Source organism: Methylocystis heyeri, assembly GCF_004802635.2.
GTDB classification, from domain to species: Bacteria; Pseudomonadota; Alphaproteobacteria; order Rhizobiales; family Beijerinckiaceae; genus Methylocystis; species Methylocystis heyeri.
The window spans coordinates 3387501-3401330 of record NZ_CP046052.1 but is presented as its reverse complement, the minus strand read 5'-3'; the positions used below and the strand labels follow the sequence as shown (position 1 = coordinate 3401330).

The 13830-nt window shown below is 65.7% G+C and carries 14 protein-coding genes; 4 read left to right on the top strand and 10 right to left on the bottom strand.

Annotation, left to right across the window (positions count from 1 at the left end):
• Positions 1-37: 37 nt before the first annotated feature.
• The 9 genes from H2LOC_RS15460 to H2LOC_RS15420 form a co-directional block, all read right to left on the bottom strand.
• Positions 38-1261: a molybdopterin molybdotransferase MoeA gene (locus tag H2LOC_RS15460; RefSeq protein ID WP_136498072.1), complete on the bottom strand. Its 1224-nt coding sequence runs from the start codon at positions 1259-1261 to the stop codon at positions 38-40.
• Positions 1254-1745 carry a cyclic pyranopterin monophosphate synthase MoaC gene (gene moaC, locus H2LOC_RS15455; protein ID WP_136498073.1) on the bottom strand — a complete coding sequence of 164 codons (492 nt, stop codon included), beginning with the start codon at positions 1743-1745 and terminating at the stop codon, positions 1254-1256. Before moaC ends, H2LOC_RS15460 begins: the two co-directional genes overlap by 8 nt.
• Complete coding sequence (gene trpC / locus H2LOC_RS15450; protein ID WP_136498074.1) at positions 1746-2552, bottom strand: indole-3-glycerol phosphate synthase TrpC; 807 nt, start codon at positions 2550-2552, stop codon at positions 1746-1748.
• Positions 2553-2649: 97 nt separating this feature from the next.
• Positions 2650-3678, bottom strand: coding sequence for an anthranilate phosphoribosyltransferase (trpD, locus tag H2LOC_RS15445; protein WP_136498075.1), 1029 nt, complete (start codon positions 3676-3678; stop codon positions 2650-2652).
• Positions 3675-4289 carry an anthranilate synthase component II gene (locus H2LOC_RS15440; protein ID WP_136498076.1) on the bottom strand — a complete coding sequence of 205 codons (615 nt, stop codon included), beginning with the start codon at positions 4287-4289 and terminating at the stop codon, positions 3675-3677. The genes trpD and H2LOC_RS15440 overlap by 4 nt, the downstream gene beginning before the upstream one ends.
• 219 nt (positions 4290-4508) lie before the next feature.
• Positions 4509-5021, bottom strand: coding sequence for a transcriptional regulator LdtR (ldtR, locus tag H2LOC_RS15435; protein ID WP_136498077.1), 513 nt, complete (start codon positions 5019-5021; stop codon positions 4509-4511).
• A gap of 286 nt (positions 5022-5307) precedes the next feature.
• A complete protein-coding gene (locus H2LOC_RS15430) occupies positions 5308-5958 on the bottom strand; it encodes a DUF6163 family protein (RefSeq protein ID WP_246206854.1) in 651 nt (216 codons plus the stop codon).
• Between the two features lie 114 nt (positions 5959-6072).
• The gene (gene trpE / locus H2LOC_RS15425; protein ID WP_136498078.1) at positions 6073-7602 is read right to left on the bottom strand and encodes an anthranilate synthase component I; all 1530 of its coding nucleotides are present in this window, start codon (positions 7600-7602) and stop codon (positions 6073-6075) included.
• The gene (locus H2LOC_RS15420; protein WP_136498079.1) at positions 7599-9506 is read right to left on the bottom strand and encodes a SurA N-terminal domain-containing protein; all 1908 of its coding nucleotides are present in this window, start codon (positions 9504-9506) and stop codon (positions 7599-7601) included. Before H2LOC_RS15420 ends, trpE begins: the two co-directional genes overlap by 4 nt.
• Before the next feature lie 328 nt (positions 9507-9834).
• On the opposite strand from H2LOC_RS15420, the gene ppk2 reads away from it, so the two are divergent.
• The 4 genes from ppk2 to H2LOC_RS15400 all read left to right on the top strand — a co-directional run bounded on the left by ppk2 (position 9835) and on the right by H2LOC_RS15400 (position 12949).
• Positions 9835-10824: a polyphosphate kinase 2 gene (gene ppk2 / locus H2LOC_RS15415; RefSeq protein ID WP_136498080.1), complete on the top strand. Its 990-nt coding sequence runs from the start codon at positions 9835-9837 to the stop codon at positions 10822-10824.
• Positions 10825-10942: 118 nt separating this feature from the next.
• Positions 10943-11704, top strand: a complete 762-nt coding sequence (gene tpiA, locus H2LOC_RS15410; RefSeq protein ID WP_136498081.1) for a triose-phosphate isomerase — start codon at positions 10943-10945, stop codon at positions 11702-11704.
• 103 nt (positions 11705-11807) lie between these two features.
• Entirely contained in the window at positions 11808-12230 is a 423-nt protein-coding gene (gene ndk, locus H2LOC_RS15405; protein WP_136498082.1) for a nucleoside-diphosphate kinase, read from the top strand.
• Positions 12231-12346: 116 nt separating this feature from the next.
• A complete protein-coding gene (locus H2LOC_RS15400) occupies positions 12347-12949 on the top strand; it encodes a hypothetical protein (RefSeq protein WP_136498083.1) in 603 nt (200 codons plus the stop codon).
• Here the strand turns inward: H2LOC_RS15400 and H2LOC_RS15395 are convergent.
• On the bottom strand, positions 12918-13622 hold the full coding sequence (locus H2LOC_RS15395; protein ID WP_136498084.1) for a glutathione S-transferase family protein: 705 nt from the start codon (positions 13620-13622) through the stop codon (positions 12918-12920). The genes H2LOC_RS15400 and H2LOC_RS15395 overlap by 32 nt on opposite strands.
• Positions 13623-13830: the final 208 nt, after the last annotated feature.

The following is a 13830-nucleotide window of genomic DNA, read 5'->3' as shown; positions in this document are numbered from 1 at the left end:
TAGAGTCTTTTCATGGTTCCATGAAACATCAAAGACTCTAGCGCAGCCGCAGAATGCGGCAGGGATCGCCGGCCCCGGCGGCCGGAGCGCCGATCTCGCGCAGCAACAAAGCCTGCGAGCGGACGAGTTCGGTCAGGAGCGAGGAATCCTGCAGGGGCTGGGGCGTCGCGATGAGCCGGCCCGCGGAATCCTCGGACAGCGCAGCGCGCATGAAATCGCGCCTCGCCTTGTTGGCGGGAAGATCCACGCCGAGCAAGGCTCTTTCGGATTTGTCGGCGCCCGCCTCGGGATCGCCCTGCAGCGCGCGCAGCAAAGGCGCCAGAAACACCAGCGCGCAGACGAAGGAGGCCACCGGATTGCCGGGAAGGCCGAGAACGAAGGCTTCGCCCAGCCGGCCGAAGATCAGCGGCTTGCCCGGCCGCATGGCGATGCGCCAGAAATCCAGCGTCATGCCTTCGGCGGCGAGCGCCGGACGCAGCAGATCGTGATCGCCGACCGAAGCGCCGCCGAGCGTCACCAGCACATCGGCGCGGGATTCCCGCGCTTGGGCCAGGCCGCGTTTGAGATCGGCGAGGTCGTCGCGGAAAATCCCGAGGTCGATCACCTCGGCCCCGGCGGATTCGGCGAAACCGGCGACGGCGACATTGTTGCAGCTTATGATCTGCGACGGCCCCGGCTCGACTCCGGGCGCGACCAGCTCGTCGCCGCTGGCGAGAATCGCGACGCGCGGGCGGCGCGCGACGCAAAGCTCGGCGTGGTTCGAGGCGGCGGCGAGCGCGAGTTCGGCGGGCCCGAGCCGGATCCCGCGGCCGAGCGCAGGCGCCCCCTCCAGAAAATCGAGACCCCGGGTGCGGATGTGGCGCCCCGGCTCCGGCGCGGCCGTCGCGCCGATCAGTCCGCTTTCGGCGATCGAGTCTTCCTGCAGCAATATCGCGTCGGCGCCGGCAGGAACCGGCGCGCCGGTGAAAATCCGCACGCATTCGCCCGGCTTCAGGGGGGCTCCGTAGCCATGGCCCGCCGCGCTTTCGCCTGCGAGCCGCGCCCGCGCGCCCGGTTGCGAGAAGTCCGCGCAACGCACCGCATAGCCGTCCATCGCCGAAACATCGACCGGCGGCTGGGTGCGTCTGGCCATGAGGTCTTTGGCCAGCGTGCGGCCGAGGGCGCGCGCGAGCGGAAGCGTTTCGGGCGAATCCAGCGGCTGGGCCTGTTCCAGAATGCGGGCCAGCGCCTCATCGACGCCGAGCAGTTTCTTTTCAGCCATCGTCGTTCTTTCCGCGCCGCCACTCGCCGCTCTTGCCGCCGCGTTTTTCGACCAGCTCGACGCCCTCTATGCGCATGCCGCGATCGGCCGCCTTAAGCATGTCGTAAATGGTGAGGCAAGCCACCGCGACCGCGGTCAGCGCCTCCATCTCCACGCCGGTCTTGCCGACGAGGCTGGCCTCGGCCGCGACGCGCAGCCCGGGCAGAGAGTCGTCCGGCGTTATCTCGACTCCGACCTTGGAGAGAGCGAGCGGATGGCATAGCGGGATCAGTTCGTGGGTTTTCTTGGCCGCCATGATTCCGGCGACCCGCGCGACGCCGAAGACGTCGCCCTTCTTGGCGTCGCCGGCGATCGCGAGCCGGAGCGTCTCGGGCGCCATCACGACCGCGCCCTGTGCGATCGCGACGCGTCTGGTGGCGGATTTTTCCGACACGTCGACCATATGCGCTTCGCCCTGCGGGCCGATATGGGTGAGGCGGCTCATTCAGGCGCGGGCGGGGGCGGGGTTCAGCAAATCGCGCGTCGCGGCTTCGACGTCATGCTTGCGCATCAGGCTTTCGCCGACGAGGAAGGTGAAGATGCGCGATTTTTCGAGCCGCAGGCAGTCTTCATGCGAGGCGATGCCGCTCTCGGCGACGAGGATTTTGTCCTTCGGCGCGAGCTCGGCCAGCCGCTCGCTGACCTCCAGCGACACCGTGAAATCATGAAGATTGCGGTTGTTGAAGCCGATCAGCCGCGTCTCCAGCGCCAGGGCGCGATCGAGCTCGCGCTCGTCGTGGACCTCGACGAGGACATCCATGCGCAGGTCGTGCGCGGCGGTGTTGAGGGCCTTGGCCTCGGCGTCGGTGACGGCGGCCATGATGATCAGGATGCAATCGGCGCCATGAGCCCGCGCCTCGAAGACCTGATAGGGGTCGTAAAGAAAATCCTTGCGCAGCGCGGGAAGATGCGTCGCCTTGCGGGCGCTTTCGAGATATTCGAGCGAACCCTGGAAAGACGGCCCGTCAGTGAGGACCGAAAGACATGCGGCGCCGCCGGCCTCATAAGCGCGGGCGAGCGCCGGAGGATCGAAATCGGCGCGGATGACGCCCTTGGAGGGAGAGGCCTTCTTGACCTCCGCGATCAGGGCGATGCGGCGTTCGTCCAGCTTGCGTTCGATGGCGTGGATGAAGCCGCGCGGAGGATCATGGTCCCTCACATTGCGCTCCAGGGTGGCGAGAGGCATCCGCACCTTCGCCTCAGAGATTTCCATACGCTTGTAGGACTCGATCTTGTGCAGAATGTCGGTCATTTCGTTCAGCCTGGAGAACAGCCCGGCGCCGCGCCGCCTGCCTCCCAAGAATAATAACACAGAACCGGCGGCTCGGGTTGACCCGGCGCCGCGATAATTAAGCCTGCGCGGCGAGGCGGTTGGAGACCTGCGCAAGAAGCTCCAGTTTCTCGCCGGCCGCGCCGCTGTCGAGCGCCTCCGCCGCGAGCTGCGCGCCTTCCTTGAGGTTTTTGGCCTTTCCGGCGACGATCAGGGCGACCGCCGCATTCAGCGTCGCGATGTCGCGATAGGCGTTTTTGGCTCCGCCGAGCACGTCGCGCAAGGCGCGGGCGTTGAAGGCGGGATCTCCCCCGACCAGATCCTGCGCCGCCGCGAGAGGCAGACCGGCGTCGGCGGGCGAGATCTCAAAGGAGCGCAACGCCCCGTTTTCGAGCGCGACCACATAGGTGGGGCCGGTCGTGGTCGCTTCGTCCAGCCCGTCGCTCCCGTGCAGCAGCCATACATTGCGCGAGCCGAGCTCCGGCAGCGCCAGGGCCATCGGCTCCAGCCATTTGCGGGAATAGACCCCGAGAACCTGCCGTTCGACGCCGGCGGGATTGCAGATGGGCCCAAGCAGATTGAAAATGGTGCGCAAGCCGAGTTCGGAGCGGACCGGCGCCGCATGGCGCAGCGCGGGGTGGTGGGTCGGCGCCGCCATGAAGCAAATGCCGGCTTCGCGGAGGCAGGCCGAAGCGGCGGCGGGGTCGAGCCCGACCTTCACGCCGAGTTCCCCGAGCACGTCGGAGGCCCCGGAGCGCGACGAAGCGGCCTTGCCGCCGTGTTTGGCGACGGCTACGCCGCAGGCCGCCGTGACGATCGCGGAAAGGGTCGAGATATTATAGGTGTTGGCGCCGTCGCCGCCGGTGCCCACGATGTCGATTGCTTCGGTCGGCGCCTCGACCGGCAGCATGGCGGCGCGCATCGCCTGCGCCGCGCCGATCAGCTCCTGCGGGCTTTCGCCGCGTTGGCGCAGCCCCATCAGGAAAGCCCCGAGCTGCGCCGGCGAGGCTTCGCCCTGCAGTATCAGGGAAAAGGCCTCGCGCGCTTCTTCCTGCGAAAAGGGATGGCCCGCGGCGAGAGCCGCGAGAATGCTCCTGAAACGGCTCACGCGACCTTAGCCCGCCTCGGCCGGGAGTCGTTCCACTCCTGCGCGAGCTCGAGGAAGTTGCGCAGGATCTTGTGCCCGTGCTGAGACGTGATGCTCTCGGGATGGAACTGGACCCCGTGGACGGGAAGGCTCTCATGCGAAAGCGCCATGATCAGCCCGTCCGGGGTCGTCGCCGTCACCCGTAGGCAGGAGGGAAGGGTTTCGCGCTTGACGACCAGCGAATGATAGCGCGTCGCCTGGAACGGGCCGTCAATGCCGCGAAAGATGGTCTCGCCCTTATGTTCGATGGTCGCCATCTTGCCGTGGATCGGCAGGGGCGCCCGCACCACCTCGCCGCCAAAGCTCTCGCCGATGGCCTGATGGCCGAGACAAACGCCGAAGATGGGGATTTCCGTGGCTGCGGCGGCGATGAGGTCGAGGCAGATCCCCGCTTCATGCGGCGTGCAGGGGCCGGGGGAGAGCACGATGGCGTCGGGAGCCTCGGCCAGGACTTCGGCGACGGAAACCGTGTCGTTGCGGTGAACCGTGACCTTCGCGTCGAGCTCGCCGAAGTAATGAACGAGATTGAAGGTGAAGCTGTCGTAATTGTCGATCAGCGTGACATTGGCCATATGTGCGGTCCGGTTTCGCAGGCGAGCGCTTTTTCTTTTTCAATAGGCTCGCGCGCGCTCCGAGGCAACCATTCTCGCGGCGTCGGCCGCCGGCGACCTTCAGCTTCCCCGCCGCCCGGGAGCGGCGCCCGACGCACAAAAGAGCCGGACGGTTTCTCCCGCAAGGGGAGACGCCGGTCCGGCTTAGGGAAGTCGAAGGGGAGGAAGAATAAACGCCGATCAGAGGCGGTAGCGGATCTGATCGGTCCAGAAGCGCTCGAGGCGGTTCAGAGAGGTGTTCAGGATCTTGAATTCTTCGGTGGTCACGCCGCCGATCTGCTCGACCGTCATCGCGTGCTTTTCATAGAGATTGGCCACGATGTCGTGGACTTCCTTGCCTTTCGGGGTCAGGCTGATGCGCACCGAGCGGCGATCGACGCGGGAGCGGGCGTGATGGAGATAGCCCATCTCGACCAGTTTCTTGACATTGTAGGAAACATTCGAGCCGAGGTAGTAACCACGGGTGCGCAGCTCGCTGGCGGTCAGCTCCTTGTCGCCGATGTTGTACAGCAGCAGCGCCTGGACCGAATTGACGTCGCCGCGGTCGCGGCGGTCGAATTCGTCCTTGATGACATCGAGCAGACGGCGATGAAGGCGCTCCACGAGCGTCAGAGCCTCGAGATAAACCGGGCGGATTTCGCCGATGCGTTCGGCGCGCGCCTGCTGAGGGGCTGTTTTCGTGGCGGTGTTCATGCGTCCTCTCCGTCTATTCCAAAGATACGTTGAAGCATCTATTGATTGGCGTTCATTAGGAGAATTTAGCGGGTTCGAATGAAAACCAGTTTAAGTAACAGGCTGAATCCGTCGTTTACCAGAAACGCTCGCATTGCAGTGAATCGAGGGTGAATTTAAACAAGCGATTTACTCTAAAAATCGCTTAACCATCGCAGCCCCGATCCGCCTGTCCACCGCCCTTCAGGGCCGGTCGCGGATCGCGAGCTGCGGGGGAAATCGTCCCCCGGACACCCGAGGGCGCCCGTCAGCGCGAAAGCTTGCCGCCCTTTGCGGCGGCGGCGGGAGAATGGCGCGCCGGATCGGCCGATCCAACGGCGGTTTTGCCCTTCGCCGAAGCAGGCGGGGGCGCGGCGGGCGCTTCCGCACCGGCCTCGGACGCCCCGCCCAGCTCCGCCGGCGCGCCCTGGCCGGCGCCTTTTCGTCTGCGCCGGCGGTCGATCATGTTTTGCGTTTCGAAATCGCGGCCCGCTTCGAAGGTCAGGGCGAAATAGAGCACGATCAGCACCAGATTGACGCCGATCAGCCAATAGCCGCCTGCAAAGAAGCGCGGCATGCTGGCGGCGACGAAGATCTGGGCGCTCGCGATCAGGAGCCACAGGACGCCGCCCCAGGGCGTCGCGAGCCAAAGCCCCACGCCGGCGACGAGATCGAGGACGCTGAAGAGAATGACCGCCAGCGCCGCGCTCTGCGGCATGGCGTCGAAGATCGGGGTTTTCGCGGCCAGGATCGCCTGCCATTGCAGCAGGCCCTGGAGCAGCCAGAACACCGCCATCACGCGCATGAAGCGGGTGAGGAGACGGCCCCATTTGGCGCCTTCGCCCGCGCCCCCCGGATCGCCGACCCGGATGGCTTTGTAGGGATCGTCGGCGTCGTCGTAATTCATGGGATCCGCCATCGGCGCTCCTTTGCCGCACGCGCGGTCGCCGGAGCGTATTCCAATCGCAAGAGCCGGCGGGCTTTCGCGATCGGCAAGCGCTCCAAGTCCTCGGTCTGGCGCGACGCTCGCCGCCTACTGGCCGCGGCGCGCGCGCGTCGCGAAACGCACGGCTTCCTCGGCCGCCCTGAACAGGGCCATGGCCTTGTTCTCGCACTCGCGCTGCTCGCCGGCGGGTTCGCTGTCGTAGACGACGCCCGCGCCCGCCTGGACATGCATCTGGCCGTCCTTCACGACCGCGGTGCGCAGCACGATGCAGGTGTCCATCTGCCCGCCGGAGCCGAAATAACCGATGCAGCCGCCGTAAATGCCGCGCTTGTCGACTTCGAGTTCGTCGATGATCTCCATTGCGCGCACTTTCGGGGCCCCGGAGACGGTGCCCGCGGGAAAGCCGGCCGCCAGAGCGTCGATGCAGTCATGGGCCGGATCGAGCTCGCCCTCGACGTTCGAGACGATGTGCATGACATGGCTGTAGCGTTCGATGGCGAAACTGTCCGTGACCCGCACGGTGCCGGTGCGGGAGACCCTGCCGACGTCGTTGCGCCCGAGATCGAGCAGCATGAGATGTTCAGCGCGCTCTTTTTCGTCCGCGAGCAGCTCGCGTTCGAGGCGCTTGTCTTCCCCGGCGTCGGGGCTGCGCCAGCGCGTGCCCGCGATCGGCCGTATCGTGACCTTGCCGTCGGCGAGACGGACCAGAATCTCCGGGCTGGAGCAGACGATCTGGAAATCGGCGAAATCGAGAAAGCACAGAAACGGGGCGGGGTTGATTCGGCGCAGGGCGCGGTAGAGCGCGAGCGCCGGCAGGGTGAATGGCGCGGTGAAGCGCTGCGACAGCACGACCTGAAAAATATCCCCGGCGCGGATATATTCCTTGGCGCGGTCGACCATTTCGAGGAAGCGCCCGGGCGGCGTGTTCGAGATCGGCTTTTGCGCCTGCAGCAGCGCATCCGCTTCGGCCTCGCGGTGGTCGAGCGGCTGCTCGAGCGAGGCTGCGATGCGCTCCAGCCGGATCTGGGCGGCTTCATGGGCGGCCCGGGCGGAAACGCCGGCGCGAGGGCGGACCGGGGTCACCAGGCAAAGCTCGTCCCTAACGCTGTCGAACACGACCATGACGGTGGGCCGCAGCAGGATCGCATCGGGGGCGCCGATCTTGTCTTCCTTGGCCGGCGCCAGACGCTCCATCTGGCGGACCATGTCGTAGCCGAGATAGCCGAACACGCCCGCCGCCATCGGGGGCAGGCCCTCGCGCTGGGGCGCCGCCGATTCGGCGATGAGATCGCGTAGCGCTTCCAGAGGCGGCCGGGCGCAGGCCGTGAAGGCGGAAAGGTCTTCGAGCGCGGTGCGGTTGATTTCCGCCCTGTCGCCGCGGACGCGAAAAATCACGTCGGGGTCGACGCCGATCATCGAATAACGGCCCCGCGCCGCGCCGCCTTCCACCGATTCGAGCAGGAAGGCGTTGCCCTTCCTTCCCCGTGAAAGTTTCAGATAGGCCGAAACCGGAGTTTCGAGATCGCCCACGAGGCGGACCGAAACGAGGCAGGCGCGGCCCGCCTCGTAATCCGCGGAGAATGCTTCAAAGGACGGTTCGCACGCCTCGAGGGTCACTTTTCCCCCTCTCCGCCCAATGCGGCTTCGAGCGCCTTCTGGTTGATCTGGACGTTCATAGCCTTTTCGAGCCCCCCGACATATTGCTCGAGCAGGTCGTTCTGCAGCGCCGGCCGGAGCTGTTCGGCGATCGCGAGAACCTCGGGCGAGGAGGCGTCGAATTTCGGCAGGGTGGACTCCGCGGCCACGAAAACGAGCTGTCCGCCGTCGACGGCGACGCTCCCGGCGCCGTGGAGCGGGACCTCGAAGAACTGGATGATCGTCGAGGCGGGGAAATCCGGCCGGTTGGCGCGCTTGAGGTCGGCGACGCGCTTCACCTGCAGGCCGAGCTCGCCGGAAAGATTGTCGATCGGTTTTCCGCCCCGCAATTGCTCGACGAGTTCATTGGCCTTGGCCGCGAGCGCCTTTTCCTCGGCGTCCTTGCGCATCTTCGATTCGACCTGCGCCTTGACCTCGTCGAAGCTCTGCTGACGGGCCTGTTCGATGTCGGCGACTTCGAACCAGACATAGCCGCCGTCGCGGACGGAGACCGCCTCGTTGTCGACGCCCTTGTCGGAGGCGAAAGCGGCCTTGAGCAGATCCGCTCCGCCGGGCAGGTCGGCTACGGCTGTCCCGTTCTTGCCCCGGCCCTGGTCGTCGACCGGCTCGAGCTCCCGGATCTCGACGCCCACCGCCTTGGCGGTCTCGGCGAGGCTCTTGCCGGCGCTGCGCTGATCCTCGATGGCGTCGTGGATGCGGCGCACTTCGGGAGCGGCCTTGCGGGCCGCGATTTCCTTGCGCAGCTCGCTCTGGGCCTGATCGAAGCTCTTGGAGAAGACCGCCGGCTGGATCTTGCGGATCTGGGACACTACGAAACCGAAAGGCGTGGCTGTCGGGCCGGCGAAGCCGGGCGCGGGAAGGGCGAATACGGCGGCGCCGACCTTGGGGTCGCCGAAATCTCGCTCGTAGACGAGGCCGAGATCGACGTCCTTGGGATTGAGCTTGCGTTCGGATGCGAGTGCGCTGAAGTCGAGTCCGCCCTTGAGGCGCGTCAGCGCGTCCTTGGCCTCCGCCTCGGTCTTGAACACGATCTGTCCGACCTCGCGCTTCTCCGGCGCGCCGTAGCGCTGGCTCTTCACCTCGTCATAGAGCTTGCGGACCTCGTCATCCGCCACTTCGGCGGGCTTGGCCAGCGCGGCCGGCGTCGCCGCGAGCGTGGTCAGTTTGCGATATTCCCGGGCGCGAAAGGCTCCCTCGTGGTCTGCGTAATATTTCTTGATTTCGTCCTCGGTCGGAGGGGCCACGGCGCCGGCCGCCGAGGGGGGCAGCAGGATCGTGTCGACGGCGCGCGTCTCGTTGCGGAAGCGGAAGATCGCCTCCAGCATGACGGGCGGCGGCTCCAGCCCCGCGGTCACGACGTCGGTGATCTCCTTGCGCAGGTAAGCGCCTTTCTGGTCGTTGACGAAGCTGCGTTCGCTGAAGCCGGCGTCGCGCACGATCTGCTTGAAACGGTCGGCGTCGAACTGGCCGCCGGGACCCTGGAAGACCTTCTCGGCCTTCAGCAGGCGCTGGGTGTCCTCTTCGCTGATCGCGAGGCCGAGGCTGCGCGCCCTCTGGTCGAGGGCGACATCGGTGATCAGGCGGTCGAGAACCTGCTGGTCGAGACCGGCGCGCCGGGCCTCCTCATTGGTGATGGCGCGGCGCAGGCGTTGCTGAAGGCGGCGCAGCTCGTTCTGATAGGCGGAGCGGAACGCCTCCACCGTGACCTCGCCGCCCCCGATCTTCACCAGGCGCTGGGAGGAAAAGCCGCGAAACACGTCGCCGATGCCCCAGACCGCGAAGCTGATCACGATGAAGCCCATGACGACGCCCATGATGGCGCGTCCGATCCAGTTTTGCGACGCGACGCGAAGCCCCTCGAGCATGTGCCGTTTCCTCGATTTTTAAACCAATGGGGCGCCTCCCGCCCCTTTTTGGCGCGGGACTATAGGGATGGCGGGCCTATGTTGCAATTGGCGAAGGGCCCGGAACGGGGAACCTTCGCGCAAGTCCGGGATTGTCGGCCTTTCAGCCGCCGGGCGGCGGCGTTCGGGGGGCGGGCGGACTTCCGGCGAAATCGCTTTTCCGGGGCGGCCGCGCGTCTTCGGCCGGGTCCGCGGCGATTTGCGCACTTGCCGCCTTTGACGCGGTAATTTGAGATTTGGCGGATTTGCCGGGCGCCGGCCTCCTGTTTCTGAAAGGCCATGAGGAAAAATGAACGAGATTCTCGATAAGGCGGCGGAGTCGGCGCTTTCCGCCGGGCAGCCGGCGGCCGCCCCCGAGGTGGTTTCCGCCTCTCCTGAAGACCAGCCCGAGGCCGAACGGCGCCGCCACATGCGGCGTGCGGATTCCGAGGCCATCCGTCAGGCTTTCGAAACCGGAGAGTTTCCCTATTCGTCTCGCCTCGGCGAAAAATTCTACCTCGAGCATATGCTCCCTTTGCAGGTCGAGCTGCTGAAAGCCCAGAACTGGGCGAAGGAGACCGGCCAGCGCATCGTCGTTCTGTTCGAGGGCCGCGACGCCGCCGGCAAGGGCGGCACGATCAAACGCTTCATGGAGCATCTCAATCCGCGCGGGGCTCGCGTGGTGGCGCTCGAAAAGCCCTCCGAACGCGAACGCACCCAGTGGTATTTCCAGCGCTACGTCGAGCATCTGCCGGCGGCCGGCGAAATCGTCTTCTTCGACCGCTCCTGGTACAACCGCGCCGGCGTCGAGCGGGTGATGAATTTCTGCACCCCCAACGAATATCTCGACTTCATGCGGCAATGCCCGGAACTGGAACGCATGTTCGTCAGTTCGGGCATAAGGCTGTTCAAATATTGGTTCTCGGTCACCCGCGAGGAGCAGGTGCGGCGCTTCAGGGCCCGGCAGACCGATCCGCTGAAGCAGTGGAAGCTCTCTCCCATAGACCGGGCCTCGATCGACAAATGGGACGACTACACAGAGGCCAAAGAGGCGATGTTCTTCTTCACCGACACCGCCGACGCGCCCTGGGCAGTGATCAAATCCGACGACAAGAAACGCGCGCGGCTCAACTGCATGCAGCACTTTCTGTCTGCGCTGGAATATCCGAACAAGGATCATCGCCTGATCCGCGGCCCGGACCCCCTGATCGTGGGCTCCAGCGCCCATGTGATCGGAAGGGACAAGCACATCCTCGGCAAGTCGCTCGATCTCGACAAGAAACGCAAACGCAGCCGGTGAGCGGCCTTTCGCGAAGGGACGCGCCCGGTTGCGCGCAAGGCGGCAGGCTATTGGAAAATAACCGGAGCTTGATTATGGATCGTCTCGACAGCCGCGCTTTCGTTTTTTCGGGGTTTCAATGACATTCGTCCGCCGCCCGCTGCTCGCCGGCAATTGGAAGATGAACGGCTTGCGCGCAGCGCTGACCGAGGTCCAACGGGTCGCCGCCGGATTTGCCGGCGCGCCACGCTCCAGAATCGACCTGCTGCTGTGTCCGCCCGCGACCCTGCTCGCCGCCGCTTCGGCGATCGCCGCGCCGGCGGGCGTCTTTCTCGGCGGGCAGGATTGCCATAGCGAGCCGAGCGGGGCCCATACCGGCGATATTTCCGCCGCCATGCTCGCGGACGCGGGGGCGAACTTCGTCATAATAGGCCACAGCGAGCGTCGCGCCGACCATGGCGAGAGCGACGCGCTGGTGCGGGCCAAGGCGCTGGCGGCCCTCGCCGCCGGATTGACCCCCATCGTCTGCGTCGGGGAGACCCGGCAGGAGCGCGAGGCCGGCAGGGCCGAGGACGTGGTGGGCTCCCAGATCGCCGGCTCGGTTCCGCCCGGCTTTGCGCCGAATCGGATCGTTCTCGCCTATGAGCCGGTCTGGGCCATCGGCACCGGCCTTACGCCGACGCCGCAGGACGTCGCCCGGATGCACGGTTTCGCCCGGGAGCGGCTGGAGGCTGCGCTGGGAGCCGGCCAGGGCCCAGGGGTCAGAATTCTCTACGGCGGCTCGGTGAAGCCCTCCAATGCGCGGGAGTTGATGAGCGTCGACGACGTCGACGGCGCGCTGGTCGGCGGCGCCAGCCTGCGCGCCGACGATTTTCTGGCCATCGCGGCGGCCTGGGCGTGAAGGCGAGGCGCCTGTCTCGCGCCGCCTTGCCCCTGCATCCCCCGCCCGCTATAAGCGCGGCGCCTTTGTTTTCCTAAACTCCAACACATGAGACGGCGCGCCCATGGCGATCGAACGCACTTTCTCCATCCTCAAGCCCGATGCGACGCGGCGCAACCTCACCGGCGCGGTCAACGCCCTGATCGAAAAGGCGGGGCTCCGCATCGTCGCGCAGAAGCGCATCCGCCTCTCCCGCGAGCAGGCCGAGACCTTCTACGGCGTGCATAAAGAGCGCCCCTTCTTCGGCGAGCTGGTCGAGCAGATGACCGCGGCGCCGGTGGTGGTGCAGGTGCTCGAAGGCGAAAACGCCATCGCCCACTACCGCGAGGTCATGGGCGCGACCAATCCGGCCAACGCCGCGCCAGGCACGATCCGCAAGGAGTTCGCGCTCAATGTCGGCGAGAACACCGTTCACGGTTCGGACGCTCCCGAGACGGCAGTCGTTGAAATCGCCCAGTTTTTCTCGGGCAACGAAATAGTCGGTTAAGCGCGGCTTAACTGCAAAGCTCGAGTTTTTTGCGCCGCCGCTTGTCGGGTCGGCCAACGAGTCCTAGCCTTAAAACCCGGTCGCGCGTCCCGTGCGGCCGGGTTTTTGGTTTCGCTATGACCAGAAAGAAGAAGTCTCCTGCGCCCGAACGCCAGGGTCATGTCGACGGCATGTGCGCCATCTACGCCGTGCTGAACGCCTGCAAGCTGCTTTTTGACCATTCGGAAATTCAGGATCTGAAACTTTTCAAGGAGCTCTGCCGCCGGAATCCCGGTCTTTTTCCGCGCATCGTCTATGCCGGCACCGAAGTCGGCGGCGTGGCTTCGCTGCTTGCGACCGCAAAGGACTGGATCTGGCGCGAGCATCGCAAAGAGTTGCGGTTCACCCGCCCGGCCCGGCGCAAGAGCTTCGAGAGCCCGGAACTGTTCTTCGCTTTCCTGCGGGATTATGCGGCGCCGAGGAACAAAGGCGAAAAAACCTCCGCCATCATAGGGATAGACCATCCCTGGGATCATTGGACCACGGTTCGGAGCATCGGCGCGCGTCGGGTCGTCTTTTTTGACAGCTGGCGTTTCCCGAGCCGGGCCGCTTTCGATTATTTCTCTTTGGGCGGCGACGATTGGGAGCAGAAAGCGCTGCTGGCCTATCGCCAGACCTTCGTCCTGCGCGCGCAGCTCCTCGACGAACCTACGCCATATCGCCGAAGAAGCGGTTCATGAGCCGGTCGCGATAGGCGACGAGATTGGAGGCGGCGACGGCGGCGTCGCGTATCGGCGACTCCCAGGACGGCGAGAGCGTGGCTGCGATGAAGGCGAAAACAGTGGCGTCCGCTCCGCAGGGGTCCTCGCCAAAGAGATAGGGCTTGTCGCCGAGCAGCGTCGCAAGGGTCTCGATGTCCCTGACCCCGAGCCGCGCGGCCTCCTCGGCGCTGTGCCTGCCCAGGCCCTGAAGATGAAGGCTTTTCTTCACCTTGCCGCGTATCATCCGCTTGACGAGGGCCCGCGCGGGCGCGGGAACCCGGTCGAAGATCCTGCCTGGACCCCGCTCGAAATTGGCTTCGTCCATCCAGCGGTCGCGGACGATCAGCCAATAGAGGTGCTCCTCGCACATTTTTTCGACCGCCCAGCCAGCGGCTTTCTGTTCGGGCGAGAGATGCGCGTCGAAGTCGAAGCCGCTGGTCTCTTCGATATGCCAGCGGATGAAGGTCGAATCGGCGACGATGACCCCTTCGTCGTCGATATAGGGAAGCTTACCCTTGGGAGCGCGCGCGTAACCCTTGTCGTTCAGCTCATATTCCAGCCCCGCGAGCTTTAGCAGCGTCATCGCCTTGACGACGAAGGGGCTGAGATCGGGCAGGCCGGGAGCGGGGCGAAAGCAATAGAGCGTGATCATGGGCGCCATCCAGAAAAGACGGGAACGGCTTATCCGTTCGTGGGCCGTTACGCCAGTTCCCAAAGGCGACGACTGGCGCAGAAACCGCCCGGCGCCCTGCTCCCCTTCCAGCCTCCCTGGGTTGGGCGGAATAAGGCGCCGCCCGTCATCGACGGTCGGGGCCTTGTTTTCCGGTTCGTTTTATCCGGCTCCTGCCCAGTCCGGGGCC